This is a genomic window from Caulobacter sp. Root655, from assembly GCF_001427665.1.
In the GTDB taxonomy this organism is placed as follows: Bacteria; Pseudomonadota; Alphaproteobacteria; order Caulobacterales; family Caulobacteraceae; genus Caulobacter.
In genome coordinates, this window is the sequence record NZ_LMHC01000023.1 from 424,733 (window position 1) to 450,037 (window position 25,305).

Annotated in this window: 30 protein-coding genes and 1 tRNA gene; 16 read left to right on the forward strand and 15 right to left on the reverse strand. The window is 67.5% G+C overall.

Annotated features, from left to right (window positions below; translation table 11 throughout):
* Positions 1-19 precede the first annotated feature (19 nt).
* The 3 genes from ASD79_RS16930 to ASD79_RS16940 all read left to right on the forward strand — a co-directional run bounded on the left by ASD79_RS16930 (position 20) and on the right by ASD79_RS16940 (position 3,592).
* Positions 20-1,138, forward strand: coding sequence for an HlyD family efflux transporter periplasmic adaptor subunit (locus ASD79_RS16930; RefSeq protein WP_056723687.1), 1,119 nt, complete (start codon positions 20-22; stop codon positions 1,136-1,138).
* A 34-nt stretch (positions 1,139-1,172) separates the two neighbouring features.
* Complete coding sequence (locus ASD79_RS16935) at positions 1,173-2,747, forward strand: DHA2 family efflux MFS transporter permease subunit (protein WP_056723689.1); 1,575 nt, start codon at positions 1,173-1,175, stop codon at positions 2,745-2,747.
* Between the two features lie 74 nt (positions 2,748-2,821).
* The gene (locus ASD79_RS16940) at positions 2,822-3,592 is read left to right on the forward strand and encodes a FadR/GntR family transcriptional regulator (protein WP_056723690.1); all 771 of its coding nucleotides are present in this window, start codon (positions 2,822-2,824) and stop codon (positions 3,590-3,592) included.
* Positions 3,593-3,655: 63 nt separating this feature from the next.
* Here the strand turns inward: ASD79_RS16940 and ASD79_RS16945 are convergent, their stop codons facing one another.
* Positions 3,656-6,064, reverse strand: coding sequence for a TonB-dependent receptor (locus ASD79_RS16945; protein ID WP_235524487.1), 2,409 nt, complete (start codon positions 6,062-6,064; stop codon positions 3,656-3,658).
* A gap of 510 nt (positions 6,065-6,574) precedes the next feature.
* Between ASD79_RS16945 and ASD79_RS16950 the strand changes: the two genes are divergently transcribed.
* The 3 genes from ASD79_RS16950 (at position 6,575) to ASD79_RS16960 (ending at position 9,567) form a co-directional block, all read left to right on the forward strand.
* The gene (locus tag ASD79_RS16950; RefSeq protein WP_056723694.1) at positions 6,575-7,753 is read left to right on the forward strand and encodes a glycoside hydrolase family 105 protein; all 1,179 of its coding nucleotides are present in this window, start codon (positions 6,575-6,577) and stop codon (positions 7,751-7,753) included.
* 41 nt (positions 7,754-7,794) lie between these two features.
* Entirely contained in the window at positions 7,795-8,553 is a 759-nt protein-coding gene (locus ASD79_RS16955) for a FadR/GntR family transcriptional regulator (RefSeq protein WP_056724103.1), read from the forward strand.
* Positions 8,554-8,622: 69 nt separating this feature from the next.
* Positions 8,623-9,567: a DUF4861 family protein gene (locus ASD79_RS16960; RefSeq protein WP_056723696.1), complete on the forward strand. Its 945-nt coding sequence runs from the start codon at positions 8,623-8,625 to the stop codon at positions 9,565-9,567.
* A 16-nt stretch (positions 9,568-9,583) separates the two neighbouring features.
* Here ASD79_RS16960 and ASD79_RS24720 read toward each other — a convergent pair whose 3' ends face one another.
* The 6 genes from ASD79_RS24720 to ASD79_RS16985 all read right to left on the reverse strand — a co-directional run bounded on the left by ASD79_RS24720 (position 9,584) and on the right by ASD79_RS16985 (position 12,577).
* Complete coding sequence (locus tag ASD79_RS24720; protein WP_200952320.1) at positions 9,584-10,411, reverse strand: hypothetical protein; 828 nt, start codon at positions 10,409-10,411, stop codon at positions 9,584-9,586.
* Between the two features lie 51 nt (positions 10,412-10,462).
* Complete coding sequence (locus ASD79_RS24015) at positions 10,463-10,600, reverse strand: hypothetical protein (RefSeq protein WP_156400548.1); 138 nt, start codon at positions 10,598-10,600, stop codon at positions 10,463-10,465.
* A 12-nt stretch (positions 10,601-10,612) separates the two neighbouring features.
* A tRNA-Leu gene (locus ASD79_RS16970) sits at positions 10,613-10,697 on the reverse strand.
* A 136-nt stretch (positions 10,698-10,833) separates the two neighbouring features.
* Positions 10,834-11,343: a MarR family winged helix-turn-helix transcriptional regulator gene (locus tag ASD79_RS16975; RefSeq protein WP_007663237.1), complete on the reverse strand. Its 510-nt coding sequence runs from the start codon at positions 11,341-11,343 to the stop codon at positions 10,834-10,836.
* A gap of 187 nt (positions 11,344-11,530) precedes the next feature.
* Positions 11,531-12,259, reverse strand: a complete 729-nt coding sequence (locus ASD79_RS16980) for a hypothetical protein (protein WP_056723697.1) — start codon at positions 12,257-12,259, stop codon at positions 11,531-11,533.
* 72 nt (positions 12,260-12,331) lie between these two features.
* A complete protein-coding gene (locus ASD79_RS16985) occupies positions 12,332-12,577 on the reverse strand; it encodes a hypothetical protein (protein ID WP_056724105.1) in 246 nt (81 codons plus the stop codon).
* 117 nt (positions 12,578-12,694) lie between these two features.
* Here ASD79_RS16985 and ASD79_RS16990 point away from each other — a divergent pair, with 117 nt between their 5' ends.
* A complete protein-coding gene (locus ASD79_RS16990; RefSeq protein ID WP_056723699.1) occupies positions 12,695-12,877 on the forward strand; it encodes a DUF3606 domain-containing protein in 183 nt (60 codons plus the stop codon).
* A gap of 9 nt (positions 12,878-12,886) precedes the next feature.
* Here ASD79_RS16990 and ASD79_RS16995 read toward each other — a convergent pair whose 3' ends face one another.
* Together ASD79_RS16995 and ASD79_RS17000 are read right to left on the reverse strand one after the other, a co-directional pair.
* Entirely contained in the window at positions 12,887-13,309 is a 423-nt protein-coding gene (locus tag ASD79_RS16995) for a hypothetical protein (protein ID WP_056723701.1), read from the reverse strand.
* A 4-nt stretch (positions 13,310-13,313) separates the two neighbouring features.
* A complete protein-coding gene (locus ASD79_RS17000) occupies positions 13,314-13,568 on the reverse strand; it encodes a DUF3297 family protein (RefSeq protein WP_007664089.1) in 255 nt (84 codons plus the stop codon).
* A gap of 161 nt (positions 13,569-13,729) precedes the next feature.
* On the opposite strand from ASD79_RS17000, the gene ASD79_RS17005 reads away from it, so the two are divergent.
* The 5 genes from ASD79_RS17005 to ASD79_RS17025 all read left to right on the forward strand — a co-directional run bounded on the left by ASD79_RS17005 (position 13,730) and on the right by ASD79_RS17025 (position 18,056).
* Positions 13,730-14,335 carry a YqaA family protein gene (locus tag ASD79_RS17005; protein WP_056723703.1) on the forward strand — a complete coding sequence of 202 codons (606 nt, stop codon included), beginning with the start codon at positions 13,730-13,732 and terminating at the stop codon, positions 14,333-14,335.
* Positions 14,332-14,895: a disulfide bond formation protein B gene (locus ASD79_RS17010; RefSeq protein ID WP_056723705.1), complete on the forward strand. Its 564-nt coding sequence runs from the start codon at positions 14,332-14,334 to the stop codon at positions 14,893-14,895. Before ASD79_RS17005 ends, ASD79_RS17010 begins: the two co-directional genes overlap by 4 nt.
* Position 14,896: 1 nt before the next feature.
* Entirely contained in the window at positions 14,897-15,457 is a 561-nt protein-coding gene (locus ASD79_RS17015; protein ID WP_056723707.1) for a demethoxyubiquinone hydroxylase family protein, read from the forward strand.
* A gap of 117 nt (positions 15,458-15,574) precedes the next feature.
* On the forward strand, positions 15,575-17,365 hold the full coding sequence (locus tag ASD79_RS17020) for a M1 family metallopeptidase (RefSeq protein ID WP_056724108.1): 1,791 nt from the start codon (positions 15,575-15,577) through the stop codon (positions 17,363-17,365).
* A 139-nt stretch (positions 17,366-17,504) separates the two neighbouring features.
* Complete coding sequence (locus ASD79_RS17025) at positions 17,505-18,056, forward strand: VanZ family protein (protein ID WP_368664868.1); 552 nt, start codon at positions 17,505-17,507, stop codon at positions 18,054-18,056.
* Here ASD79_RS17025 and ASD79_RS17030 read toward each other — a convergent pair.
* The 3 genes from ASD79_RS17030 to ASD79_RS17035 all read right to left on the reverse strand — a co-directional run bounded on the left by ASD79_RS17030 (position 18,053) and on the right by ASD79_RS17035 (position 19,286).
* The gene (locus ASD79_RS17030) at positions 18,053-18,337 is read right to left on the reverse strand and encodes a hypothetical protein (protein WP_235524488.1); all 285 of its coding nucleotides are present in this window, start codon (positions 18,335-18,337) and stop codon (positions 18,053-18,055) included. The two genes, ASD79_RS17025 and ASD79_RS17030, sit on opposite strands and share 4 nt — an antisense overlap.
* A gap of 81 nt (positions 18,338-18,418) precedes the next feature.
* Positions 18,419-18,544: a hypothetical protein gene (locus ASD79_RS25360; RefSeq protein WP_255356990.1), complete on the reverse strand. Its 126-nt coding sequence runs from the start codon at positions 18,542-18,544 to the stop codon at positions 18,419-18,421.
* Between the two features lie 178 nt (positions 18,545-18,722).
* Positions 18,723-19,286, reverse strand: coding sequence for an HNH endonuclease (locus tag ASD79_RS17035; RefSeq protein WP_085954836.1), 564 nt, complete (start codon positions 19,284-19,286; stop codon positions 18,723-18,725).
* A gap of 221 nt (positions 19,287-19,507) precedes the next feature.
* On the opposite strand from ASD79_RS17035, the gene ASD79_RS17040 reads away from it, so the two are divergent.
* A complete protein-coding gene (locus ASD79_RS17040) occupies positions 19,508-20,350 on the forward strand; it encodes a PD40 domain-containing protein (protein ID WP_056723711.1) in 843 nt (280 codons plus the stop codon).
* Positions 20,351-20,355: 5 nt separating this feature from the next.
* On the opposite strand, the gene greA is transcribed toward ASD79_RS17040, so the two are convergent.
* Together greA and ASD79_RS25185 are read right to left on the reverse strand one after the other, a co-directional pair.
* Positions 20,356-20,835, reverse strand: coding sequence for a transcription elongation factor GreA (greA, locus tag ASD79_RS17045; protein WP_056723713.1), 480 nt, complete (start codon positions 20,833-20,835; stop codon positions 20,356-20,358).
* A 253-nt stretch (positions 20,836-21,088) separates the two neighbouring features.
* On the reverse strand, positions 21,089-21,199 hold the full coding sequence (locus ASD79_RS25185; RefSeq protein ID WP_007664100.1) for a hypothetical protein: 111 nt from the start codon (positions 21,197-21,199) through the stop codon (positions 21,089-21,091).
* Between the two features lie 172 nt (positions 21,200-21,371).
* Between ASD79_RS25185 and ASD79_RS17050 the strand changes: the two genes are divergently transcribed.
* Both ASD79_RS17050 and gluQRS read left to right on the forward strand, forming a co-directional pair.
* On the forward strand, positions 21,372-21,995 hold the full coding sequence (locus tag ASD79_RS17050) for a TetR/AcrR family transcriptional regulator (protein ID WP_056723715.1): 624 nt from the start codon (positions 21,372-21,374) through the stop codon (positions 21,993-21,995).
* A gap of 7 nt (positions 21,996-22,002) precedes the next feature.
* The gene (gene gluQRS / locus ASD79_RS17055) at positions 22,003-22,845 is read left to right on the forward strand and encodes a tRNA glutamyl-Q(34) synthetase GluQRS (protein ID WP_056723719.1); all 843 of its coding nucleotides are present in this window, start codon (positions 22,003-22,005) and stop codon (positions 22,843-22,845) included.
* A gap of 15 nt (positions 22,846-22,860) precedes the next feature.
* On the opposite strand, the gene ASD79_RS17060 is transcribed toward gluQRS, so the two are convergent.
* On the reverse strand, positions 22,861-24,240 hold the full coding sequence (locus ASD79_RS17060) for a PLP-dependent aminotransferase family protein (protein ID WP_235524490.1): 1,380 nt from the start codon (positions 24,238-24,240) through the stop codon (positions 22,861-22,863).
* Positions 24,241-24,377: 137 nt separating this feature from the next.
* Here ASD79_RS17060 and ASD79_RS17065 point away from each other — a divergent pair, with 137 nt between their 5' ends.
* A complete protein-coding gene (locus ASD79_RS17065) occupies positions 24,378-25,238 on the forward strand; it encodes a DMT family transporter (protein ID WP_056723723.1) in 861 nt (286 codons plus the stop codon).
* Positions 25,239-25,305: the final 67 nt, after the last annotated feature.

The window sequence follows — 25,305 nt, forward strand, 5'->3', positions numbered from 1 at the left end:
CGCCTCCAGGATCTCCCCCATGGCCGACACCGCCGCTTCCACTTCGAACCCCAACGGCCGCCGCCGCCAGCTGCTGACCGGCCTCGCCGCCGTGGTGGTGATCGGTATCGTGATCTGGGTGCTGTATGCCATTCTCATCGGGGGCAAGCACGTCGAGACCGACAACGCCTATGTCGGGGCCGACACCGCCCAGGTGACGCCGCTGATCAGCGGACCGGTCGCCAAGGTGCTGGTCTCCGAGACCCAGATCGTCGCCGCCGGCCAGCCACTGGTGGTGATCGACGACGCCGACGCCCAGATCGCCGTGCTTTCGGCCCAGGCCGCGCTCGGCCAGGCCCAGCGCAAGGTGCAGGGCTACTTCGCCAGCGACACGGCCCTGGCCGGCCAGGTCGCGGCCCGTGACGCCGACATCGCCCGCGCCAACGCCACCGTGACCGGCGCCCAGGCCAGCCTCGAACAGGCCAGGATCGAGCTGTCCCGCCGCAAGGCCCTGTCGGAGTCCGGCGCGGTGTCGGGCGAGGAGCTGACCACCGCCCAGAGCCGCTTCACCAACGCCCAGTCGGCCCTGGTCGAAGCCCGCGCCGCCCAGGCCCAGGCCCTGGCCAGCCGCAACGCCGCCGAAGGCACGCGCGGCGTCAACACCGCCCTGATCTCCGGCCTTCCTGCCGGCAAGAACCCCGAGGTGGTCGCCGCCGAGGCCCGCCTGGCCAGCGCCCAACTGGCCCTGACCCGCACCGTGCTGCGCGCCCCGATCGCCGGCGTGGTCTCCAAGAAGAACGTCCAGGTCGGCCAGCAAATCCAGGTCGGCGCGCCGCTGATGTCCATTGTCCCGACCACCACCGCCTATGTCGACGCCAATTTCAAGGAAGTGCAGCTGGACAAGGTGGCCGTCGGCCAGCCGGTGACCCTGACGTCCGACCTCTATGGCGGCGGCGTGAAGTTCCACGGCAAGGTGGTCGGCCTGTCGGGCGGCACCGGCTCGGCCTTCTCGCTGATCCCGGCCCAGAACGCCTCGGGCAACTGGATCAAGGTGGTGCAGCGCCTCCCGGTGCGGATCGCCCTGGATCCGGCGGACCTGAAGAGCCACCCCCTGCGGGTCGGCCTGTCGATGAAGGCCGCCATCGACATCTCCAAGTAGCCCACCGGTTCAAGCCTGATCCAAGGAGCGCCGCATGGCCGCCCAGGACTCCTCCCCCGCCGCCGGAGCCGCGTCGACCGGCCCAGCGCCGATGACCGGCATCCTGTTGGCCGTCACCTCGATCGCCCTGGCGCTGGGCACCTTCATGCAGGTGCTCGACAGCACCATCGCCAACGTCTCGATCCCGACCATCGCCGGCAATCTGGGGGTCAGCACCAGCCAGGGCACCTGGGTGATCACCTCGTTCGCGGTGGCCAACGGCGTCTCGGTGCCGCTGACCGGCTGGCTGATGGGCCGCTATGGGGTAGTCAAGACCTTCGTCGCCTCGGTGCTGCTGTTCACCCTGGCCTCGTTCCTGTGCGGCATCTCCTGGAACCTCTCGTCGCTGATCGGCTTCCGCATCCTGCAGGGCCTGGTCTCCGGTCCGATGATCCCGGGCTCGCAGGCCCTGCTGATCATGATCTTCCCGGCCAGCAAGCGCGGCACGGCTCTGGCCATCTGGTCGATGACCACCCTGGTGGCGCCGATCTGCGGCCCGATCCTGGGCGGCTACATCTCCGACAACCTGGCCTGGCCGTGGATCTTCCTGATCAATGTGCCCATCGGCCTGATCTGCGCCTTCCTGTGCTGGCGCGGCATGGCCACGCGCGAGACGCCCACCCGTAAGGCGCCGATCGACACCACCGGCTTCATGCTGCTGCTGGTCTGGGTCGGCGCGCTGCAGGTGATGCTCGACACCGGCAAGGACGCCGACTGGTTCAACTCGCCGGCCATCGTCGTCGAGACCCTGGTGGCGATCGTCGGCTTCATCGCCTGGGTGATCTGGGAACTGCACGAGAAGAACCCGATCGTCGACCTGTCGCTATTCAAGTCGAGGAACTTCACCCTGGGCGCCGTGGCGCTTTGTCTAGGCTATGCGGTGTTCTTCGGCAGCAACCTGCTGCAACCGCTGTGGCTGCAGACCCGGATGGGCTACATCGCCACCTGGGCCGGGCTCGTGGCCGCGCCGAGCGGCGTGGTGGCCGTGTTCCTGACCCCGTTCACGGCGCGTCTGATGCAGAAGGTCGACGCCCGCTGGATCGCCACCCTGTCGATGGTTGCCTTCGCCCTGTCGTTCTACATGCGCTCGGGCTTCACGCCGGGCGTCGACTTCAAGGCCCTGGTCTGGCCGATGCTGGTGCAAGGCGTGGCGATGAGCACCTTCTTCATCTCGATGGTCACCATCTCGCTGAACGGCGTGCCGCCGCACCAACTGCCGTCGGCCTCGGGCCTGTCGAACTTTTCGCGGATCACCGCCGGCAGCTTCGCCGCCTCCCTGACCACCACGGTCTGGGATCGTAGCGAATCCCTGCACCAGACGCGGATTTCGGAGACCATGGCGTCCAACGATCCAGCCTGGCTGGCGGCTCTGGAGCAGATGCAGGCTGCGGGGATGAGCCACGCCCAGGCCGTGGGCGCGGCGACCAGCCAGGTGATCAACCAGGCCTATCTGCTGGCCACCGTGGATTTCTTCCGCGCCTCGGCCTGGCTGACCGTGCTGCTGATCCCTGTCATCTGGTTGACCAACAAAGCCATGAGCGGCGGCGGGGCCCCCGCGGCCGCCGACTAGCCCTCCCGGTCGGGACGCTACCCTTCCTTCTCGACGGCGCTTAAGATGGCGCCGTCGAGAAGGTTTTGAGTAAGATGACGACACCGGCAGCCAATCCCCTACGCCTCTACCAGCGGGTGGCCGCGGCGATCGGCCAGGCCATCGCCGACGGACGCTATCAGCCAGGTCAGCGCCTGGCCTCCGAACGCGACCTGGCCGAGGAATTCGGCGTCAGCCGCCCCACCGTTCGCCGTGCCGTGATCGCCCTGGAGATGCGCGGCCAGCTCGAGGCCAAGCAGGGGTCGGGGGTCTATGTCCGCCAGCCTGGCCCGCCGCCGCCCGTCACGCGGGATCTGGACATCGGCGCCTTCGACCAGGCCGAAGCCCGCCGCCTGTTCGAAGGTGAAGCCGCCGCCCTGGCCGCCACCCTGATCACCGACGAGGAACTGGTCTATCTGGAGACCCTGGTGGCCGAGATGAACAGCGAGGAGTCGACCAAGGAGCAGAGCGAGCTCGCCGACCGCCAGTTCCACATCACCATCGCCCAGGCCACCCGCAACAGCGCCATCGTCCGGGTGGTCGAGAACACCTGGGACCTGCGCTACAAGTCGCGCCTGTGCATGCAGATGCTGGAAAAGGCCCGGCACGTGCGCAAGCGGCCGCTGAACGACGAGCACCAGGACATTATCGAGTCTCTGCGCACCCGCGACCCCAAGGCGGCGCGGGCGGCGATGCAGACCCATCTGGGCGGCCTGATCGAGAACCTGCTGCTGACCGCCGAACTGGAGGCCATGGAGCAGACCCGCGAACGCCTGGCCACCAAGCGCGAGGAAATCGCGCTGCGGGCGGCCAGCGCGGCGAAGTAGCTCTCCACGAAAAAAAGGCCGGATCCGCGAACGGATCCGGCCACAGGGGGGATGTTTGCCGGCCTAGAAGTTCACGTCCAGACGCGCGCCGAAGTAGCGGAAGGCGTCACGGCCGGGGAACCAGGTCTTGCCCTGGGCCACCACGCCCGGCGCGCTGTAGCCGGACGTGCCGTTGCCCAGGCCCTGGGCGTAGCGCTTGTCGAACAGGTTGTTGGCGAAGGCGGTCAGCTTGTACTTGCCCTCGCGGTCGGCGATGCCGAGGTTCATGTCGACGATGCTGTAGGCCTTCTGCACCGTGCGGGGATCCTGGTTCAGCGAGAAGTTGATGTCGTCCTGCCAGCGCACGGTGGCGCCGACGAAGGCCTTGAAGGGCACGTTCTCCGGCAGGTCGATGTCGTACTGGCCGCCGACGCTGAACTTGTACTTGGGCACGTTGTTCAGGCGCTTGCCCTTCAGGTTCTGCACCCGGCCGTTGGTGGTCGCGGTGCGGTAGCATTCGCCCGGGGCGCCGACATAGCCGGCGGGCTGGAGCGGAAGGTCGGCCACGGCGGGTTGGCTGCCGTTACAGGGGCCGTTCGGGAAATCGACCACCGTCGCGTCGGTGTAGGCGAAGGCCCCGTTCAGGCGGAAGTTCTTGGTGATCCGCGCCACGCCGTCCAGCTCCAGACCCTGGGTGCGAAGTTGGCCGACGCTGTTGAGGAAGGTCAGGAAGGTGCCGTCCGGCAGGAACGAGGTCACCGAGGTCTGGAAGCCCTTGTAGTCGGCCCGGAACACGGTGGCGTTGAAATAGACCCGACGGTCCAGCAGGCTGCTCTTGAAGCCCAACTCGTAGTTCTTGGCCGTTTCCGGCGGTACCGGCATGTTCGCCGCGACCCGGGCGTCGAAGGTGCTGACCAGGTCGTAGGCCTGGCCCTTGTAGCCCGTCGAATAGGTGGCGAAGGTCATGATGTCCGGCGTCCACTTGTACTGGACCCCGACCTTGCCGGTCACCGCGTCGTCCTGGTTGGCGCCGCTGAATTCCTGGACGGTGGTCGCCGCGCCGGGCGTGGTGCTGGCGAAGATCGTCTTGTGGAAATTGTAGTCGATCTTCTGGCGGTTGACCCGCGCGCCGCCGGTCAAGCTGAGCTTGTCGGTCAGGTCGAAGGTGGCGTTGGCGTAGGCCGAGTAGTTCTCGTTGGTGCTTTCGGCCAGATAGCGCGCCAGCTGCAGCACCGGGCCACGGTTGAGATAGCGATCCAGTTCGTTGCGGGCGTACCAGAGGCCGGCCACGTAGCGCAGGCGGGTGTCGCCCGGAGAGGTGAGGCGGAACTCCTGGGTCACCGACTTGGCGTGGAAATAGCCGTTGATCACGGCGCCGCTGTTGATCCCCGACGGGTTTGCGACCGGGAAGCCGATCAGGAACGGCACGTCGGTGCCGTCGATATCTTGGAAGTCGGTCATCTTCCAGCGATCCATCGAGGAGATCGACGAGAAGGTGTGAGCTTTCAGCGGCGAGGTGTCGCCGAAATTGTAGTCGAGGCGGGCGGTCGCGCCGAACACCTCGGAATTGCCGCCGCCGATGCGGTCGTCGGCCCGGATGAAGTGGTTGTTCTTGTCGAACGTGATCCCGCGCAGGGTGGTCGTGGCGGGGAAGCCCGGTTCGCCCTGATAGAACAGTCCCGGCGTCAGCTCGGTGATCGCGCTGGCGCAGCAGCTGGAGACGTTGTGGTTGAAGCGCGGCGCCAAGCTCAGGGTCAGGTTCTCGGTCGGGGTCCACTCGATCTTGGCGGTGGCGGTCAAGCCCGAGCTGCCGTTGACGTTCTTGCCGGTGGTCAGGTTCTTGAGATTGCCGTCGTAGTCGCTCTTCGAAACCGTCAGGCGTACCCGGACGTCATCGTTGATCGGGCCCGTGACCGTGAAGCCGGCGCGCTTTTCGCCGTCGTCGGTGGTCAGGATCATCGACTTGCCGCCGAACTCGCGTGCCGGGGCGGCGGTGACGATGTTGAGCACGCCGGCGATGGCGCTCTTGCCGAACAGCGTGCTCTGCGGGCCGCGCAGCACTTCCACCCGCTCGACGTCGATCAGGTCCTTGAAGGCCGCGGCCTGGAAGCCGATCGGCACGTCGTCGATGACCACCGCGACATCGGACTCGACGGCGATGCCATTCGAGAACGTGCCGATGCCGCGCATCTTGATGCTGAAATTGCCCGGCTGCGAGCCGTAGTCGATCGATATGGCCGGTGACAGCTTCACCACGTCGCCCAGTTCGCGGACGTTGTTGCGGTCGATGACGTCCTGGGTCAGGGCGGTGACCGACACCGGCACATCCTGCAGGCGCTCGGCGCGCTTGGTGGAGGTGACGATGATCTCCTCGAGCTGGGCCGAGGCTTCGCCCCCGCCCGACTGAGCCTGAGCGTAGGCGCCGCCCGACGTGAGAGCGCCGACCGCGAGCACGGCCGTAGACGCCAACAACAGACGCTGGATCTTTCTCATAGCTTCCTTCGCTTCCCCGCAAGCGCCGAGCCGGTTGGTCCGGTCGATGAACGGCGCCTAATTTGGTAAGACCAAAAATGGCTACCGGCGCAGCAAATTGTCAAGTAGGTATGAAAATCAAGGTCACCTTCCGATAAGATATTGAAATTTCTAACTTTAAATCTTGACCTTTGGCGACGATCGATCATTGGCTTTGTGAATTTCGTTAGTTCATGGTCATTTAGCTTTGCGACTTATCGGTTAATTGGTAATACCAATCTGATCACGCAAATGAGAGGCGCATGAAACAGGTTCGCGATCGCATCGGCGGCGATATTCACCCGCTCGCCGCCTTCGCCTGCCCCACAACGGTCGCGATGACGGACGGCATGGCACGGTCGACTACCGCTTCGTCTGGTCGATGGGCGGCGAAAACCTCGATTTCGACGACATGGGTACGCTGGCGTTGGCGCAACTGCGCTGAACCGGTCCAAACCGGCCGATAAAAACAAGAACGACCTGGGAGACAAGATGATGCTGCGACGCCTGTTGGGAACGCTTTTGGCGACCGTGGCCGTGATGGGCCCGCTCGGGGCCTGCGCGGCGACGCCGGCCAAGCCCGTCGCGACCGCCCAGGCCTCGGCCCTGACCGAGGCCGCCCGCGTGGCCGACTGGCAGCTGAGCCACATGGACAATTTCGACTACATCCCGACCTCGCAGTTCCGACACGACACCGAGGCGCCGCGCGACTGGGTTCAGGCGGCGTTCTATATCGGCCTGACCGCCTTCGCCGACGCCTCCAAGCAGCCCAAGTACGCCGAGGCGATCATCGCCCACGGTCAGGCCGAAAGCTGGGGTTTCGACCATCGGCCGCGCCACGGCGACGCCGACGCCACGGGCGCGGTCTGGGTGTGGGCAGCCGCCCGCACCCACGATCCGGCCAAGCTGGTCCCGGTTCGCGCCCGCTTCGACGCGGTGCTGGCCGATCCCTCGACGGTCGACCTGGGCTTCGAGGCCAAGCCTCCGGAAGGCGGCCAGCCCTATTGCCAGGCCCGCTGGTGCTGGAGCGACGCCCTGTTCATGGCCCCGCCCGTCTGGGTCGCCCTGTCGAAGGAGACCCAGGATCCGCGATACCTGGCCCACGCCGACAGCGAGTTCTGGGCGGCGACCGACCTGCTCTACGACAAGGACGAACACCTGTATTTCCGCGACAGCCGGTTCATCGCCCAGCGCAGCCCGGCCGGTCAGAAGATCTTCTGGGGTCGCGGCAACGGCTGGGCCTATGCCGGTGTCGTTCGAATCCTGCAAGACCTGCCCAAGGACCATCCCAGCCGACCGCGCTACGAGGCGCTGTTCAGGCAGATGTCCGCCAGGATCGTCACCCTGCAGGGCGAACAGGGCTATTGGCCCGTCTCGCTGCTGGAACCGCAGAAGACGCCCGAGACCAGCGGCACCGGCTTCTTCGTCTATGGCCTGGCCTGGGGCGTGAACCACGGCCTGCTGCCGGCGGTGCAATACCGTCCGACGGTCGATCGCGGATGGAAAGCCCTGACGGCGGCGATCGAGCCGAACGGCAAGCTGGGCTGGGTGCAGCGGGTCGGCGCCGCGCCCGACACGGTGGGTCCGGACGACACCCAGCTCTACGGCGTCGGCGCATTCCTGCTGGCGGCCAGCGAGGTGTCCAGATTGCCGCCGGCCGGCAAGCGGTAACGCTGTTTGCCCCGCCGTCCGCCCCCGCTAGGATGATCGACATGACCACCGGCGCCGCAGATTCCCAGAAGCTCTACCAGCAGATCGCCCGGGCGATCTCGACCGCCATCAGCGATGGCCGCTACGGACCGGGCGACAAGCTGCCGTCCGAACGCGAACTGGCTGATGACTTCGGCGTCAGTCGCCCGACCATCCGCGATGCGATGATCGCTCTGGAGTTCCAGGGCCTGGTCGAGGCGCGGCAAGGGTCGGGCGTCTATGTCAACGCCTCCGCGCCGGTCGCCGAGGACGTCGCCGAACTGGAGGTCGGCCCCCTGGAACTGACCGAGGCGCGACGCCTGTTCGAGGGCGAGGCCTGCGCCCTGTCGGCCGCGACCGTCACCGACGAACATCTGGCCCACCTCGACCATGTCGTGGGCCAGATGGCGCGCAGCTTCGCCCCCGACGAGGTCGAGCGCCTGGAGCAGGAATTCCACCTGGCCATCGCCCGCGCCACGGGCAACGCCGCGATCGAGTCCGGCGTCGAGGACCTGTGGACCCTGCGCCAGCAGTCGCCGGCCTGCGTCGCCATGCTGCGCCGGGCCCGCGCCAACGGAGCCGGCGATTTCGTCGAGGAGCACCGCCAGATCGTCAACGCCCTGCGCGAACGCGATCCCAAGGCGGCGCGCCAGGCGATCCACGTCCACCTGGCCCAGGTGATCGACGACCTGCTGGCGGTGGCCGAACTCGACGCCCTGCAACAGACCCGCCAGAAGATGGCCGATCAGCGCCGCGAACTGGCCCGCCGCACCGAGATCTGAGCCCTCCCCGCCCGCCTCCAATTCGGCCTGTCCGCCGCCTGCCGGCAAGGCCAGAAACGAGATCGCCCGATGCCCAAGCTGATCCTTTCCCTCGCTGCGGCCGCGACCCTGGCCGTTCCGGCGCTCGCCCTCGCCCAGGTCCCCGCGTCGCCCTCCAAGCCGCACGCCGAGTTCCAGCTGCCCAAGCCCGACGCCGAGGGCCAGAAGCCCCGCGCCGTGGTGACCCTGGCGCCCTACCGCTACGACGACATCCTGTGGGAGAACGACCGCACCGCCCATCGCATCTACGGCAAGGCCCTGGAGGCGGCCGAGCCGCCCTCGACCTCCGGCATCGACGCCTGGGGCAAGAGCGTCCGCTGGCCCTACATGGACCGCCAGCTGCGCACCGGCGACCAGCATTCCAACCATGGCGAAGGCCTGGACTTCTACGACGTCAACACCTTCCGCGGGGCCGGCGGCCTGGGGATCTGGCAGGACAACAAGCTGTGGACCTCGCGCAACTGGAAGACCTGGAAGGTCCTTCAGAACGGCCCGAACGTGGCCTCGTTCAAGGTCGACTACGCGCCCTGGCCGGTGGACGTGGACCGCAAGGTCTGGGAGAGCCGCGTCTTCACCCTGCCGCTGGGCACCAACTTCACGCGGATGGTCTCGACCATCAGCTCCGACAAGCCAGGCCCGCTGGTGGTCGGCATCGGCATCAGCAAGCGCAAGGGCCCGAACGGCTCAGGCGTGTTCACCAAGGACCTCGGCGCTGGCCGTGTTTCCTACTGGGAGCCGACCGATCCGGTGAAGGGCACGATGGGCATCGCTCTGATGGTCGACCCCAAGGCGCTGGTCGAGGTGCGCCAGGACGCCGACAACTACCTCGTCCTGGTCAAGGTCGAGCCCGGCAAGCCGTTCGTCTACTATATGGGCGCGGCCTGGGACAAAGGCCTCGACTTCCACGACCGCGCCGGCTGGGAGACCTATGTAAGGGAACAGGTTCCGAACTTCGACCCGGCGGCCAAGCCGTAGGCCTGGCGCGCCGGGGTTACTGGGTCAAGACGACGGACTTCACCTCTCCGCCAGCAAGGGTGACCGCGGTCGCGATCGTCCCGCCCTGTTGCTGCAGATTGGGTGTGTAGGAGCCGCCGACGGCCTCCCAACTGACGACGGCGGTCACATAGTACCGACCATCGGGAAGCCCGGTGAATTCAAACTCGCCCTGAATATTGCACGTCGTCATCTGCGAGAACTCATCGAACGGCAGCGCCGCCCACGTCGTCCTGCGGCTCATGCCGCCGCTGATCGACCCATAAGCCCTATGGACAAAGGCGTCGGTGACCTCGCCTGACGGGATGATGCGGGCCTGCAGCCCGGCGCACGTCCGCACCTCGCCGCCGCGCGTACGAAGGAACGCGCTTCCCTTGATCGTGTTCTTGCCGACGACCTTCGCCCAATCCAGATTCGAGAGCTGCGCGACTCCCACGGGCGCTCCCTCGACCTCGAGCTTCACAAAAGCCGGGTTTGGAACAAGGTCCTGGGCGGCGCCCGTGGCCGCATCGACGCCAATGCCGATAATTCCGCCAGCGAGAAGGTTTCCGGCCAAGCCGCCGGCGCCGCCTTTGGACATCTCGTGAGTGACCATGATCTTGGCGGGCTTGTAGCCAGGCTTCGAGACGGTCGCGACGAACTCACTCTTCCGCTTCATCTGAATGGCGCAGGGCGTCGCATTGCAGAAATGTCCGTTCGTGGTTTCAACCTTGGCGCCGACTGGGTCGCTGTTGACTTCCCAGGCGTCGGTCGTACCCCGCGTGACGGATGCGCACGCGCCAAGCATGAGACACGCCGACGCAGCCGCGAAAAACTGGGTTTTCATGCCCTCTCCCCTGGACGCCCCCTGCGTCCGAAGCGCCACCATAGAGCGTCACTATAAATCGATGCAACCGAGTCGGATGGAGGCGTTCTCACTACGGCGGCGCTCCATGCCGGCGCCGGTCACGCCGATCAGCTCTGGCGCCACCACGACGGCGACACCGATCTGGCTCGGCATGGCGAGCGTTTGCATTGATTTTGTTGTTGGTGCGGGCGGCCGGGGTCGAACCGGCACTCCTTTCGGAACCGGATTTTGAGTCCGGCGCGTCTACCAATTCCACCACGCCCGCACGGCGCCGGCCTGCTCAAGATCGCGGGCCGTTTCCCATTCCAACAGGCCGGACGTCAGGACGTCTCGGCGAGGGGAGTGCTGTCTAGCAAAGGCGCGGGCGAAGTTCCAGCACTCCGATCGTTTTCCTCGCCGGACTAGTCGCCCGGTGCGGTGTCGGCTCCGTACAGCGTGCCGGCCGCCACTTCCAGCCGCCCCAGCAGGCGCTTGAGCGTCGCCACCTCGCCCGGCGCCAGGCCAGCCAGCAGCGCGGCCTCGTAGGCCCGGGCCAGCGGCACGATCTCGGCGAACAGGCGGCGCCCCGCGGCGGTCAGTTCCAAGCTGTGCGAGCGGCGGTCGATACGGTTACTCAGCCGCACGGCCAGGCGGCGCTCGACCAGTTCCTGGGCGGCGCGGCTGACCCGCACCTTGTCCATGGCCGTGCGCACCACGGCCGACTGCTGGGTCAGGGGCCCTTCGGCCAGCACCGACATCAGCCGCCATTGCGGGATGCTGAGGCCGAAGCGATCCTCATAGGCGCGAGCGATCAGCCGGCTGACGGCGCTGGACGCCGTCGCCAGCTGATAGGGCAGATAATCGGCCAGCGACACGTGTTCGGGCGCCCCTTCGGGGGGAATCGTCGTCATCGGTGAAACCGTAGCGGCCATGCCGTGCTTCCTCTCGTCCTCCAGACGCCCGCGACTCTGGCGGTCGCTCGCATCGACGTTGATCGATCTGGCGCGGGCCCGACAGCTTGCTCAATCACGGCGCGGTCGCAGGACAGGAAACGAGACATTTCGCTCGACGGTTGTGCATCCCGCCGCTTCAACGCCCAGCGAAGGGGCGCCGCCCGGCTCAATGATCCTCGGACGGCTTCTTGGGGCCAGAGGCGGTCTGAGTCAGCGCCTTCTGGCAGCGTTCCAGTTCGTTCAGGCAATCGCCCCGACTCCAGAAATCGGAAAATTCCACAACGGCCATGCGGACTTGGCGAGAATAGTCCTTGTGGTCAAGGACCTTGGCCTCTTCTTCGGGCTTGTCGTGACCATGGCCGGGCTCATGCCCCGGACGATGGCCGGTCAGAACCAGGGTCTGGCCGCCCAGGATGGTGACATTGGCCGCGGCCAGTTCCAGCTCGGTCTCCTTGCGCGCGCCGCCATGGCCGTCGTCGTGGCCGTGCGGGTCGTCTTTCTTGCCGCCGTGGGCGTCCTTGGCCTTGTCCTTGGGTTTTTCCTCGATCGGTTCGCCCTTGAGAGCCTCCGCCACGCCCTTCAGCGCCTTGGCGCAGGGACCGCCGAAGGCCAGGACCGGACCGATCCGCCGCTGGACCTCCTCGACCAGGTCCTGCGCCTTGTAGAGCAGCTCGCCCGAGGGCGCGCTGGTGGCCGCGACGCACTTGGCCTTGATCGCCTCGTGGATGGTCTTGGGAACCTCGCGCCAGCGCTCGTCCCGGCCGCGCCCGCCCACATGCTTGCCGACGAAATAGGTCAGGACGGCCACCGCCAGCACGACCAGGCCGATCCCGGCCAGCAAGGTGGGATCGAAGATCGGGATCGGCGTTTCGACGGGAAACTCTGACTGGTACACCGGACCCCCTCCAGCATCGGCGAAGCAGAGCCCTATGGTTAACGCAACACGGTCAAGGTTGCACGACCAAGGTTATGCGAGCGGCCGGGAAATCACGCCGCGCGCCCGGGCGCCCTGGTCGTAGCGGCTGGGACCGCCATAGACGGCGACTTCGCACAGAATGTCGCCGCCCGGTTCGGCCGCCCACAGGTAATTCCGCTCGACCTCGACGTTGCGGCCGGCCGGCGAAATGCCCTCGAAGGTGTCGCCCCAGGGAATCACCTTGTTCAGGTCGCGCCAGGTCAGGGTCAGGCCCCGCGACAGCTCGTCCTGCGCCATGGCTTCAAGGTCGGGATCGCTCAAGGTCGGGCTCCAGGGGTGTGGTCATATCCGGCCATCGCCTCGACAACGCTCCGCGCGCAAGATAGGCGCTGCGCAGGACGAGGAGAAACGACGATGGCCGCTCCGAAAGGCAAGCGCGACTTCCGCGACGAGGACCGCCTCGATCCGCGCGAACGCCACCATGTGGAATACTGGATGAAGCGCTGGGGCGTGACCAAGGATCAGTTGGTCGCCGCTCACCGCAAGGTCGGCAACTCGATCAAGGACATCGGCGCCGAGCTGGGCAAGAAGCGCTAGCGGCTGTCCCTATCGCTTGTCGCGCCGGAACTTCGCCGCCTCGGCCGCCAGGGACGTCGAGGCCGGATCGTGCTCGTCCGGTTCCGGCAGGAACGGCAGGTGGCCGGCCACGCCGCGCACGGCCAGCCACAGAGGATGGCTGAAGTGGCCCAGGATCCGCAGGGGCCGGCGCTTGTCGTCGGTGACGTCCCAGCCTTCCAGCTCGAACGCGTCGGCCTGCTCGCGCATCGACCTGACGTCGATGCCGTCCCAGCCTTCCGGATCGGGGATGGCGGCGGCCTCGTCGGCGGTGAGGCCGAAGGTGTCGCGCGCCAACTGGTCGATCTCGGGGAACTCGGCTCGCGCCTCCGGATCGGCGAACGACGGCTTCATCAGCGCCCGGGTTTCCAGGTCGGCGAAGCCGGGCAGATCGATCAGGCGGCGCGGGGCCATGCCCTTAGGCCTCTTCGGCGTTGTCGTTACGCCAATACGGCGCGACCACGCCCTGCAGCTTGATGGTCATGGGGTTGCCCTTGCGGTCGACGGCCTTGCCGGCGGTGACGCGGATCCAGCCCTCGCTGACGCAGTACTCGTCGACATTGGTCTTCTCGACGCCGTTGAAGACGATGCCCACGCCGCGCTCGAGGATGTCGGCGTCATAGTGCGGGCTGCTGGGATTGGAGGCCAGGCGGTCGGGAGGCGTGTCGCTCATGGAATGGTCTTTCGAAGAATGTAGACAGCAAACGCCGTCCGAACGCGCGTGATAGCCACCCGGGCCCGCAATTCCAATAGGATTGCACATCACCGCGCGAACCGCCGCGACAAGACACCGCCCCCCTGCTAGCTACGGCGCGTCCTCATCCAGGAGCCTCCATGCTGCGTCGTATGTATGACTGGGTCATGAGCCTGGCCGCCTCGCGCCACGCCCCGCTGGGCCTGTTCGCCATCTCGTTCGCCGAAAGCTCGTTCTTTCCCATCCCGCCCGACGTGATGCTGGCGCCGATGGTGCTGGCCAAGCCGGAGAAGGCCTGGCGCTACGCGGCGCTCTGCACCCTGGCTTCGGTGGTCGGCGGAATCCTCGGCTACGCGATCGGCTTCTTCCTGGAGCAACCGGCGCAGCAGTTGCTGGCGATGCTGGGCAAGCCGACAGCCCTGGCCGACGCCGAGTGCTGGTACGCGCGCTGGGGATCGTGGGTGATCATCGCCAAGGGCTTCACGCCCATCCCCTTCAAGCTGGTGACCATCACGTCCGGTTTGTTGCACTTCAGCTTCCTGACGTTCATCGTCGCCGCGACCGTCACCCGGGGCGCGCGGTTCTTCCTTGTCGCCGGCGTGGTCAAGAAATTCGGCCCGGCCATGCTGCCGGTGATCGAGAAGCGCCTGGCCCTGTTCGCCGGCATCCTCATCGCCCTCCTTGTCATCGGCCTCACAGCCAGCCACTTCTTGGGGGGAAGCAGCGGCGGAGCCTGCGCGGCATGACGATCGACAACACGGCGGAAGTCCAGACGGCGGGTCCCTTGGTCCCCACCCGCTCGCCGCTGGCCTGGGCCGCCGACCACTGGCCGGTCCTGGCCTTCGCGGCCTGCGCCTTCATGCTGGGCGCGGCCCACGCCTTCGAGACCTTCGGCAAGCTGGCGCCGTGCCTGCTGTGCCTCAAGCAGCGCGAGGTTTACTGGGTCACAGGGACCGTGGCCCTGGTCGCCGTCGTGCTGTCGCGCACCGCCTGGGCGGCGCGCGTGCGGCGGCCGCTGATCCTGCTGATCGGCGTCGGCTTCCTCTACGGCGCGGGCCTGGCGGCCTATCACGCCGGCGCGGAGTGGAAGTGGTGGCCCGGCCCGGCCGCCTGCGCCGCCGGCGGCGGGGCGTCCGCCGACGACTTGGTCGCCATGCTCAAGGGCGCCAAGATCGCCGCCCCGTCCTGCGACAAGGCCGTCTGGGTGTTCCTGGGCCTGTCGATGGCCGGCTGGAACGCCGTGATCTCCCTGGCCCTGGCCGTGGCCTCGTTCGCCGCCGCTCTGACCAAGCCGAAAGCGGCCTGAGATGAACCAGCCCGTCCCTCCCCGGCCCGGCCTCGGCGCCCAGAAGGCGCGGCTGGCCGAGATCCTGCGGGTCGACCAGGCCGGCGAACTGGCGGCCGTGCATATCTATCGCGGCCAGCAGGTCGTGATGCGCAACGCCCCGGGGCGCGAGCGCATCGCCGACCAGTTGAAGGACATGGAGGGTCACGAGCAGGTTCACTTGAACCGCTTCGACCAGCTTCTGGGCGAACGCGGCGTGCGCCCCACCCTGATGTCGCCGGTCTGGCGCGCCGCCGCCTTCGCCCTGGGCGCCGGCACGGCCCTGCTGGGCGAGAAGGCCGCCCACGCCTGCACCGAGGCGGTGGAGACGGTGATCGAGCAGCACTATGCCGGCCAGATCGCCGAGCTGGAGGCACGCGACCCGGCCCTGGCCGCCGAGCTCACCCAGTTCCGCGACGACGAGCTGGCCCACAAGGCGGTCGCCATCGAGGAAGGCGCCCTGGAGGCGCCGGCCTATCCGCTGCTGTCGGCGGTGATCCGCGCCGGCTGCCGCGCGGCGATCAAGATCAGCGAGAAGATCTGACCGGCGTTCGCTGAAACGCCGCGAAAACCGCCCTCCAAACTTCGCCCTTGGCGCGCGACGCGGCCACGCTTACCCATGTCTCCGGAATTTTTGGGTATCGGGGAGTTTCGCGTGAACATGCATCTTCGTCGGGCCGCGGCCCTCTGCGCCGTCTCGGTCCTGGCCCTGGCCGCCGCCGCCCAGGCCGCGACGCCCGTGAACCCGGTCAAGCCGTTGCCGACCACCGCCCTGACGCTGGGCACGGGCGGTCAGATGCCGGCCGAAGAGGCCGCCGTGACGATCGAGCACGTCGACCTGAAGGTGAAGGTGATCCCCGAGCGCAAGGCGATCGAGGGCGACGCGACCCTGACGTTGGCGGCCAAGAGCGCCTTGCCCCGCATCGTTCTGGACCTGGACCGCGACCTGCCGATCAGCAGCCTGACGGTCGACGGCAAGGCCCTGCCGGCCTCGGCCTGGAGCAACCCCGAAGGCCGCCTGACCATCACCCCACTGGCTCCGATCGCCGCCGGCGCCCGTACCGTCGTCCAGATCCGCTACGGCGGCGTACCGCATGTCGCCGAGAAGGCCCCCTGGGATGGCGGCTTCGTCTGGAAGACCGCCCCGACCGGCGAGCCGTGGATCGCCACGGCGGTGCAGGGCGACGGCTGTGACCTGTTCTGGCCCTGCATCGACTTCCCGACCGGCGAGCCCCTGCTGGTCGACTTCTACGTCACCGTCCCCGCCCCGCTGTCGGCCCCGGCTGGCGGCGTGCTGGTCGACGTTGTCGAGAAGGACGGCTGGCGCACGTTCCACTGGCGACAGAAGAGCCCCAACACCTACGCCATAGCCCTCAACGTCGGCCCGTACCTCAAGCTTGAGGACACCTACAAGAGCCGGTTCGGCGACAGTTTCCCGATCGAGTACTGGTATCTGAAGAGCGACGATCCGGCGAAAGCCAAGGCCCTGTTCGCCGAGTTCGCCCCGACGCTGGACTTCTTCGAGGCGATGATCGGACCCTATCCGTTCCGTTCCGAAAAGCTGGGTGTGGTCGAGACCCCGCATCTGGGCATGGAACACCAGACCATGAACGCCTACGGCAACGAGTACGCCAAGGACGTCTATGGCTATGACTGGCTGTTCCAGCACGAACTGTCGCATGAGTGGTTCGGCAACCAGGTGACCAATGTCGATTGGGACGACATGTGGATCCACGAAGGCCTGGGCAGCTACATGCAGCCGCTCTATTCGCAGTGGCTGCACGGCGACATGGAGTACATGGCCCGCCTCAATAGCCAGCGCGCCACCACCCTCAACAAGTTCCCCGTCGTCGCCGACCGGGTGATGACCGAGGACGACGTCTACAAGCCGGTCGGAGGCCCCGCCGGCGACATCTACGCCAAGGGTTCGAACATCATGCACACGCTGCGCGCCACCATCGGCGACGAGGCGTTCTTCAAGTCCGTGCGCACCCTGGTCTACGGCCGGCCCGACCCCAAGCCGGGCAATTTCCAGCCGCGCTACGCCACCACCAAGGAGTTCATCCGCATCGTCAACGACGTGACGGGCAAGGACTATCAGTGGTTCTTCGACGCCTATTTCTACCAGGCCAAGCTGCCGGAGTTGCTGCCGACCCGCGACGGCGACGACCTGGTGCTGAGCTGGAAGACGCCCTCGAGCAAGGCCTTCCCGATGCCGGTCGAGGTCAAGGTCGGCGACAAGGTCGTCACCGTCCCGATGGCCAATGGCGCGGGCCGCGTCATGGTGGGCGGCGCCGTACCGGTAATCGTTGACCCGGCCTCCAAGATCCTGCGCCGCCAGCCGTATCTGGAAGAGTACCAGGCCTGGAAGAAGGCCAAGGACGAGGCGGCCAAGAAAGCGGAGGAGGCCAAGAAGGCCGAGGCCGCCAAGCCGGCGACGGCCAAACCCTAAGCTCCCGCATCGTCATCCCCCGACCTGTTGTCGTTCGGGGGATGACGGGAGTGTCGTGACCTCCAACCCCGGTCATCTTCCGTTGACCCTGTTCCTTCACGGCTTGTAGTCCAAGCTCGCCTAAGGCTTTGCGCTCAACATGAGCAGGAAGCCGATGCTGACGCCCAACCATGTCGTGACCACCGCCCGCGCCGTCCTGGTCGCCGGCGCCCTGACCGCCGCGACGCTGATGCTGGGCCCCTGGCCTGGCCTCGAGGAAGTGTTCGGCCTCAGCGACAAGGCGGCCCACGCCATCGCGTTCGGCGGCCTGTTGGCGGTCTCGTTCCTGGCCTTCCCCCGTATGCGCCGCAACGACCTGGCGATCGCCGCCGTGATGCTGGGCGCCACCGTGGAGGTGGCTCAGCTGTTCACCGCCGACCGCAGCGCTTCGTTCAGCGACCTCTTCGCCGACACGGCCGGGGTGGGCGTCGTCTATCTGTGCAGCCAAATCGAAAGCGTGCGCGCCCTGGCCCGTAAGAAAGGCGAGATGACCTTTACCGACATCGCCGCCCAGGACCGCCGACGCGGCTCGCGTCGCCTGTCGCCGGTGATCAAGGCGGTGTTCACCCCGCCGGTCCCGCCGGCGGAAGCGGAGCGCCCCGCCAACTTCGCCGGCCGGGCCTCGCGGCACTTCCCCTCGCGTCGGGCCTAGGTAATACGCTTGACGCTGACCGGGTCGCTGCCCGGAAAGCTCTCTTCCAGGCCTTCGTCGAGAAGCGCTTCCTGGCGGCTTTCGGAACACTCGACCTTCTCGGCCAGTTGATCGTGCTTTTCGCCTTCCGCCAGCGGGGTTTCAGCCTCGCGGGCGTGCGGCGCGTCGAAATGCTTGTCCTCTTGCCGCACCTTGCCGTCAGCCGCCATGTCGGCGGTCGTGGCGCTGGTGCCGTGCGTGAAGTGGCGGCCGGTTTCTTCCTTCTTGTGGCCAAACATCATGGGGTCTCCCGTTCGTCGCCCGTAAGGGCGTCCCCGGTAAAACCCGTGAGCCAGAGCCGGAGTTGCCTGCGAAACGTCGCCTCAGAAGCCGAACACTACCGACCAAAGGGCCACATTGGCCACGGCCAGGGCGACCATCAGCCACCGCAGCCGACGTTTGACGCTCAGTTGCTGTCCATGGGTGTGAAGTGTCGGACCGATAAGCATCTAACCCTCCCGCCGAACAGCCCCCTGTCCTTGGGTCTGCTCGGCGGTGAGTCGATGCAAGCGGAGCCGGAGAGGTCTTTTCCGGTTCCGCTATACTTTTATTTTTCTGCCCGGGACTTCCACACCCGCCAGAGTCGCGAATCAATTCTCGATTCGGCGCGAGGTGACGCGCGTTTCCTTAGGCCTCCAGTTCGATATCCCAGTACAGATAGTCCAACCAACTGGCGTGCAGGTGGCCCGGCGGGAACCGGCGGCCACGATCCTGAAGTTCATGCATGCTGGGCCGCCGCGCCGTGTGGAACGGGTGCATGCCCGCCTCGCGCGGCGTGCGGCCGCCCTTGCTGAGATTGCAGGGCGCGCAAGCGGTGACGATGTTCTCCCAGGTGGTGCGGCCGCCGCGCGAGCGGGGGATCACATGGTCGAAGGTCAGGTCGTCGGGCGCGCCGCAATACTGGCAGGAGAACCCGTCGCGCAGGAACAGGTTGAAGCGCGTGAAGGCCGGCGGACGATCCTGAGGGACGTACTGCTTCAGCGACACCACGCTGGGCAGTTTCATCTCGAAGGACGGCGAATGCACCACGTGGTCGTAGGTCGAGACGACATCGACACGTTCGAGGAACACCGCCTTGATCACCTCCTGCCAGGGCCAGAGGGACAACGGATAGTAGCTCAGGGGCCGGTAGTCGGCGTTGAGCACGAGCGCCGGCATGCCGGACGGGGGACGGGACAGCACCTGCATCAGGGCCTCCCATCGGACCGGTGACGGTCCCTATGAAGCGGGTACGCGATCGGACTGAAGACGGGCCTCCTTCCTACGCATTCTCAGGAATCGCCATTCACTCCCGAACGCATGGAAAGGATGATCCAACTCGGCGACAGAACCAAGACATCCTTGCGCTTGGCGGACGAACAATCGGGGCTATGGTCAGAGGCGGACAATCGCCCCCATGAGGGACATTTCGCATGCCGTCGCCCACCCTCGCCGCGATCGTCCTGGCCGGACTCCTGGCGACCGACCCGCCCGCGCCGCTGCTTCCGGGGATCATCGACACTCCCGCCACCGAGGTGCGGCCCGCCTTCAGTCTGGACGGGCGCTGCGTGCTCTGGGGAACCATCGGCGCGCCGGGAACCGGCTGGCGCATCCTGCAGACCTGTCGGGACGGCGAGGCCTGGTCCAAGCCGGAACCGGTGTCGTTCGACGGTCCCGACAACGACTTCGACCCCGCGTTCTCCGCCGACGGACGAACGGTCTATTTCTTCTCCAACCGGCCGGGCGGTCAGGGCGGCGACGACCTGTACGCGGTCGACCGCGACCCGGCGACCGGCGCCTTTGGCCCGTCGCGCAACCTGGGTCCGCGCTTCAACACGCCGGGCGACGAGTGGGCGCCGACGCCGACCGCCGACGGCCGCCTGATCTTCTCGTCCAACGGCCATGGCGGCTTCGGCGACCAGGATCTGTTCGAGGGCGATCTGACAGGCGGCGGCGCTGTTCGCAATCTTGGTCCCGGCGTCAACGGCCCGCAGGACGACTTCGATGCGACCTTGCTGCATGACGGCCGGACGCTGGTGTTCGCCTCCGGTGACCTGAAGGCCGACACCCGCGTGACGCTGCGGATCTCCCGACCGCTGAACGGCGGCTACGCGCCGCGCACGACTCTGCCGGCCCCGGCCAACTGCTCGGACGCGATCAATAACGGACCCGCGATCGATCCCCGGCGGCCGGACGTCTTCTACTATTCGGCCCATTGCCCGACCCTGGGCCCCGGACGGATGGACATCTTCGAGGTCCCTTCGCCGGTCCCGTAGGACGGTCAGTCGATCGAAACGATCTCGACCTCGCCGCCGGCCACCGTCGCCGTCTCGCCCACGCCCTTGCCGAGCAGGGCGCGGGCCACTGGCGAAACGTAGGAGATCGAACCCTGGGTCGGGTCGGCCTCGTCCTCGCCGACGATGCGGAAAGTCTGGCGACGGCCGTCCTCGCGATCAAAGGTCACCATCCCGCCGAACTGCACCACGTCCAGGGCGGGGTCGATCTCGCGCAACTGGGCGCTGGCCCGCCGGGCGGAATAGTAGCGCAGGTCGCGGGTGGCGCGGGCCATGGCGGTGCGGTCCTGGGCCACGTCGCCGCCGGCCTGGGCGGCGCTGTAGGCGGCGCGGGCGGCGGCCAGCCCCTCCTCCAGCCGCGCCAGCCCTCGCGGCGTCACCAGGTTGGGGTGCGGCGAGATCGGACGGTCGAGCAGGTCGGCGGCGAAGGCCTCGCTGTCGCCTTCCTTGGTGAAGGCGACGCTCATCGGCCGATCGCCGGAACGAAGGAACTCAGGGTCATCTCTAGGAAATCCGGCCTGTGGCGGGATGTTCCGCGACAGGAGCATCTGACCTAGTCGCGTGGGCCGACGCGATCAAGGCCGCGATCCGACATGCAAAAGCCGCCGGCGGGCAAGCGCGGGCGGCTTCGAACAACAAACGTCTGGATAACGGCCGGCGATGGTGTCGGCGGGACAGCGGGGGGATCCGCCGGTCCCGTGGGCCACGAACGCGAACGGACTAGATCGCCACGCCGATCAGGGCGGCGGCGACGCCGATAGCGGCGGTCAGGAAGAAGCCGACAGCCATGCGGTCGAGAACGGTTTCGAAGGCGAAGAGGGTATTGGTCATCACACACATCCTTGAGTTGGAACACTTGAGTTTCAGGCGGGCGCGGTGATCGAGAGAGCCGCCCCCGGTCCAATCTGGACAGTGCTTAGATAACATCAATCTAAACGATGTCAAGATAATCTTTACAGCGTTTGGATGGATTTTAGGAACGGAAGGAGTTACAGTGGCCGCGATGACACAGCCCGCCACAGCCGACACCCGCCCCTACCACCATGGCGACCTCAGCCGCGCCCTGGTCGAGGCCGCTCGCCGGATCCTGGAAACCGAGGGCCCGGCCGCCCTTTCGCTGCGGGCCGTGGCGCGCGAGGCCGGGGTCAGCCCGGCCGCGCCCTACCACCACTTCAAGGACAAGAGCGAACTTCTGGAGGCCGTCGCCCACGAGGGCTGGATGGCGCTGGACGTCGCGCTGACCGCGGCCCGCGCCAAGGCCAGCGACAGCAACGCGCGCATGACCAGCCTGGGCGTGGCCTATGTCTGCTTCGCCCGTGACAACCCCGCCCTCTACCGGGTGATGTATGACTGTTCGCGCGACAAGGATTCCCTTCCCGACCAGATGAAGGAGGAAGGCGCCTACTGCCAGGTTCGCAACACCATCGACGAACGCAGCGGCGGCACGGTTTCGCCGATCGACCTGGAACTGGCCACCATCGCCGCCTGGTGCGCCGGCCACGGCCTGGCCGAGATGATCGGCTTCAAGCAATTCGCCCCGCTGAAAGAGGCGTTGGGCGGCGAGGAAGCCTTCCTGCGCGCTGTGTTCGAACATCTGGGCATGTTCGCCAAGCTCGACCAGGGCTGATCTCCGCTTGCGCTTCGCCACCCGCTTCGCGCCCTCGCCGACCGGCTTCCTGCATCGCGGCCATGCCTTCTCGGCCCTGACCGCCTTCGACGCGGCCCGGGCGGCTGACGGCCGCTTCGTGCTGCGCATCGAGGACATCGACGCCACCCGCAGCCGCCCCGAATACGAGGCCGCGATCCTCGAGGACCTGGCCTGGCTGGGGCTCGACTGGGAAACCCCCGTCCGGCGTCAGTCGGAGCACCTGGCCGACTATCACCACGCCATCGACGCCCTGCGCGCCAAGGGACTGGTCTATCGCTGCTTCCGCACCCGCAAGGAGCTGGACATCGGCCGCGCGCCGCACGAACCCGCGACGCCCTTCACCGGCGCGCCCCTGCGTCCCGACGAGGAGGCCGCGCGGCTGGAACGCGGCGAGGCCTTCGCCTGGCGGCTGTCGCTGGACGCGGCTCGGCGGGCGCTGGGCGGCTTCGAGGCCCTGAGCTTCGTCGAGGACGGCGCGGGCCCGCACGGCGAGAACGGCCTGATCCAGGCGCGTCCCGAACTGGCAGGCGACATCGTCCTGGCCCGCAAGGACGTCGGTGTCGCCTATCACCTGGCCGTGGTTCTGGACGACACCCTGCAAGGGATCACCCACGTGATCCGCGGCCACGACCTGTTCGAGGCGGCCCACATCCAGCGCCTGCTGCAAGCCCTGCTCGACCTGCCGACCCCGACCTATCGCCACCACCGGCTGCTGACCGGCCCTGACGGCAAACGCTACGCCAAGCGCGACAAGGCCCAGACCCTGCGCGAGCTGCGCGTGGCGGGGGTGACGCCGCGAACGCTGCGGGCGGAGATGGGGCTGGGTTGAGGAACGCGGCGTCGTTCACCGCCCCGCCGACAGCGCCGCCTTCAGCACGTCGAACACGCGCGGATCCTGCATCTGCGCGATGTTGAACCGCATGAAACCGGACGCGGCCTGCGAAACGCTGAAGACGTTGCCCGGCGCGAGGATGACACCCTCGCGGAGCGCCACCCTGGCGACCTCCGCCGCGTCCGCGCCGTCCGGCAGTCGGCTCCAGAGATAGAAGCCGCCGCGCGGCTTGACCCAGGGGCGGACGCCCAGGTCCTCGAGCCGTGTCGCCGTGTCGCGCCTGGCGCTCGACAGGCGCCGCCGGAGCGCCTCCATGTGTCGGCGATAACCGCTATCCATCAGGCTGTCGAAGACCAGTTGAGTCGCCACCGGGCTGGCGCCGCCGAAACTCGTCGCCACCTGCAGATCGACCAGCGCCTCGATCCAGTCGGGCCGCGCCGCGATGTAGCCGCAGCGAACGGACGCCGACAGCGTCTTGGAGAAGCTGCCGATGCGGATCACGCCGGACAGGCCATCGAAGGCCGCCAGGCGCGGCGAGGGCTCCGGCTCGAACTCCGCGAAGATCTCGTCCTCGACGATCACCAGGCCATGGGCCGAGGCGGCGGCCAGCAGCCTGTGGGCGGTCCGCGGCGACATCGTCGCGCCGGTCGGATTGTGGATGGCGGAATTGGTGATGTAGAGCCGCGGCCGGTGCTCGGCGAGCGCCTCGGCGAACAGCGTCGCGTCCGGACCTGTCGGCGTATAGGGCACGCCGACGACCTTGGCCTGGTGCACGCGCAGCAAGGCCTGGAAGTTGAAGTAGCAGGGGTCATCGACCAGCACCGTATCCCCCGGCCTCAGCAGGAACCGGCAGATGAGGTCGATGGCCTGAGTGCCCGACGAGGTCAGCAGGAACTGGTCCGGACCGACGTCCAGACCTTCGCCGGCGCAACGCCGCGCCAGTAGCGCTCGCAGGCCGAACGACCCGCGCGTCCCACCATAGTCGGCGAGGATGGCGTCGTCGGCGCGGGCGAGACCACGAATGGCGCGTCGGACGATCGCGTTCGGCATCCACGCCGGCGGAAGCCATCCGCAGCCCGGCTTCAGCGCCAGCGGCCCGGCGTCGAGCGACTGGCGCGAAACCCAGAGAGGATCGATCGCCCGGTCGCCTTGGGGTTCGAGCACATTGAGCGAAGGCGGCGCGAGGCCGGCCGACACGTAGAAGCCAGAACCCGGTCGCGAACGGACGACGCCCTCCGCCGCCAGGCGGTCATAGGCCTCCACGACGGTCGAAGGCGACACCTTCAAGGTCGCCGCGAGACCGCGGATCGAGGGCAGCCTGTCGTCGCGCGTCAGGTCCCGGGCGGCGATCCTGTGGCGGATCGCTTCCATCACCTCGCCTGTCCGGGTCACGCCGTCCCGCATTCCTTCGACCTCAAAACCGTATGTCTTCTTTGACCATACAGTTCGGGCGAAACTGTACGAACTGTCGCTGTCCGCGCCAAGGCCGAACGGGCTATGCCCCAGCTCCTTCTTCAGCGGAAACCCAGATGGAACAGACGTCCAAAGGATGGGGCAGCGGCCTCCTCGGCGTGGTCATCTTCAGCGGCTCCCTCCCGGCCACGCGGGCGGCGGTCGGCGACTTTTCGCCCCTGTTCCTGACTTCGGCGCGGGCGGTCATCGCCGCCGTGCTCGGCGTGGTCTTTCTGTGGGCGCTGCGGCAAGGGCGGCCGGCGAAGAGCGACCTCGTCCCGCTCATCATCGTGGCGCTGGGCGTGGTGGTCGGCTTTCCATTGCTGACGGCGCTGGCGCTTCAGCACGTCACCTCCGCCCATTCCATCGTCTTCGTCGGCCTGCTGCCGCTGGCGACGGCGATCTTCGGCGTGCTGCGCGGCGGCGAGCGGCCCAGGCCCGCCTTCTGGATCTTCTCCGTCGTCGGCGGCCTGTCCGTCGCGGGGTTCGCGCTGTCTCAAGGCGGCTCGACATCCCTGACCGGCGACCTCCTGATGGTGGCGGCGATCCTGCTGTGCGGCCTGGGCTACGCCGAGGGCGCGGTCCTGTCCCGGCGGCTGGGCGGCTGGCAGGTGATCAGCTGGGCCCTGGTGCTGGCGCTGCCGGTCATGGCGGTCATGGCGCTGGCGACCCTGCCCAGTGGCTGGAGCGGGATCGGCGGACCGGCCTGGTTGGGCCTGGCCTATGTCTCGGTGTTCAGCATGCTGGTCGGCTTCGTGTTCTGGTATCGCGGCCTCGCCCTCGGCGGGATCGCCAAGGTCGGACAGCTGCAACTGCTCCAGCCGTTCTTCGGGCTGACACTGGCGGGGCTTCTGCTGCACGAACCGGTGGCCTGGACCATGGTCGCGGTGACCGGGGTGATCGTCCTCTGCGTGGCGGGCGCCAAGCGGTTCGCCTGACGGCGCCGTCCTCCCCTTGCCCGCTCCCCCGCCGCCGTGCTCACTGCGCGCCAACACAGTCGCGGGG

Bases quoted from the DNA above. Each gene is read 5' to 3' on its own strand.
- ASD79_RS16930 (WP_056723687.1), top strand. From the start codon at position 20: ATGGCCGACACCGCCGCTTCCACTTCGAACCCCAACGGCCGCCGCCGC.
- ASD79_RS16935 (WP_056723689.1), top strand. From the start codon at position 1,173: ATGGCCGCCCAGGACTCCTCCCCCGCCGCCGGAGCCGCGTCGACCGGC.
- ASD79_RS16940 (WP_056723690.1), top strand. From the start codon at position 2,822: ATGACGACACCGGCAGCCAATCCCCTACGCCTCTACCAGCGGGTGGCC.
- ASD79_RS16945 (WP_235524487.1), bottom strand. From the start codon at position 6,064: ATGAGAAAGATCCAGCGTCTGTTGTTGGCGTCTACGGCCGTGCTCGCG.
- ASD79_RS16950 (WP_056723694.1), top strand. From the start codon at position 6,575: ATGATGCTGCGACGCCTGTTGGGAACGCTTTTGGCGACCGTGGCCGTG.
- ASD79_RS16955 (WP_056724103.1), top strand. From the start codon at position 7,795: ATGACCACCGGCGCCGCAGATTCCCAGAAGCTCTACCAGCAGATCGCC.
- ASD79_RS16960 (WP_056723696.1), top strand. From the start codon at position 8,623: ATGCCCAAGCTGATCCTTTCCCTCGCTGCGGCCGCGACCCTGGCCGTT.
- ASD79_RS24720 (WP_200952320.1), bottom strand. From the start codon at position 10,411: ATGAAAACCCAGTTTTTCGCGGCTGCGTCGGCGTGTCTCATGCTTGGC.
- ASD79_RS24015 (WP_156400548.1), bottom strand. From the start codon at position 10,600: ATGCAAACGCTCGCCATGCCGAGCCAGATCGGTGTCGCCGTCGTGGTG.
- ASD79_RS16975 (WP_007663237.1), bottom strand. From the start codon at position 11,343: ATGGCCGCTACGGTTTCACCGATGACGACGATTCCCCCCGAAGGGGCG.
- ASD79_RS16985 (WP_056724105.1), bottom strand. From the start codon at position 12,577: ATGGCGCAGGACGAGCTGTCGCGGGGCCTGACCCTGACCTGGCGCGAC.
- ASD79_RS16990 (WP_056723699.1), top strand. From the start codon at position 12,695: ATGGCCGCTCCGAAAGGCAAGCGCGACTTCCGCGACGAGGACCGCCTC.
- ASD79_RS16995 (WP_056723701.1), bottom strand. From the start codon at position 13,309: ATGGCCCCGCGCCGCCTGATCGATCTGCCCGGCTTCGCCGACCTGGAA.
- ASD79_RS17000 (WP_007664089.1), bottom strand. From the start codon at position 13,568: ATGAGCGACACGCCTCCCGACCGCCTGGCCTCCAATCCCAGCAGCCCG.
- ASD79_RS17005 (WP_056723703.1), top strand. From the start codon at position 13,730: ATGCTGCGTCGTATGTATGACTGGGTCATGAGCCTGGCCGCCTCGCGC.
- ASD79_RS17010 (WP_056723705.1), top strand. From the start codon at position 14,332: ATGACGATCGACAACACGGCGGAAGTCCAGACGGCGGGTCCCTTGGTC.
- ASD79_RS17015 (WP_056723707.1), top strand. From the start codon at position 14,897: ATGAACCAGCCCGTCCCTCCCCGGCCCGGCCTCGGCGCCCAGAAGGCG.
- ASD79_RS17020 (WP_056724108.1), top strand. From the start codon at position 15,575: ATGCATCTTCGTCGGGCCGCGGCCCTCTGCGCCGTCTCGGTCCTGGCC.
- ASD79_RS17025 (WP_368664868.1), top strand. From the start codon at position 17,505: ATGAGCAGGAAGCCGATGCTGACGCCCAACCATGTCGTGACCACCGCC.
- ASD79_RS17030 (WP_235524488.1), bottom strand. From the start codon at position 18,337: ATGATGTTTGGCCACAAGAAGGAAGAAACCGGCCGCCACTTCACGCAC.
- ASD79_RS25360 (WP_255356990.1), bottom strand. From the start codon at position 18,544: ATGCTTATCGGTCCGACACTTCACACCCATGGACAGCAACTGAGCGTC.
- ASD79_RS17040 (WP_056723711.1), top strand. From the start codon at position 19,508: ATGCCGTCGCCCACCCTCGCCGCGATCGTCCTGGCCGGACTCCTGGCG.
- greA (WP_056723713.1), bottom strand. From the start codon at position 20,835: ATGAGCGTCGCCTTCACCAAGGAAGGCGACAGCGAGGCCTTCGCCGCC.
- ASD79_RS25185 (WP_007664100.1), bottom strand. From the start codon at position 21,199: ATGACCAATACCCTCTTCGCCTTCGAAACCGTTCTCGACCGCATGGCT.
- ASD79_RS17050 (WP_056723715.1), top strand. From the start codon at position 21,372: ATGACACAGCCCGCCACAGCCGACACCCGCCCCTACCACCATGGCGAC.
- ASD79_RS17065 (WP_056723723.1), top strand. From the start codon at position 24,378: ATGGAACAGACGTCCAAAGGATGGGGCAGCGGCCTCCTCGGCGTGGTC.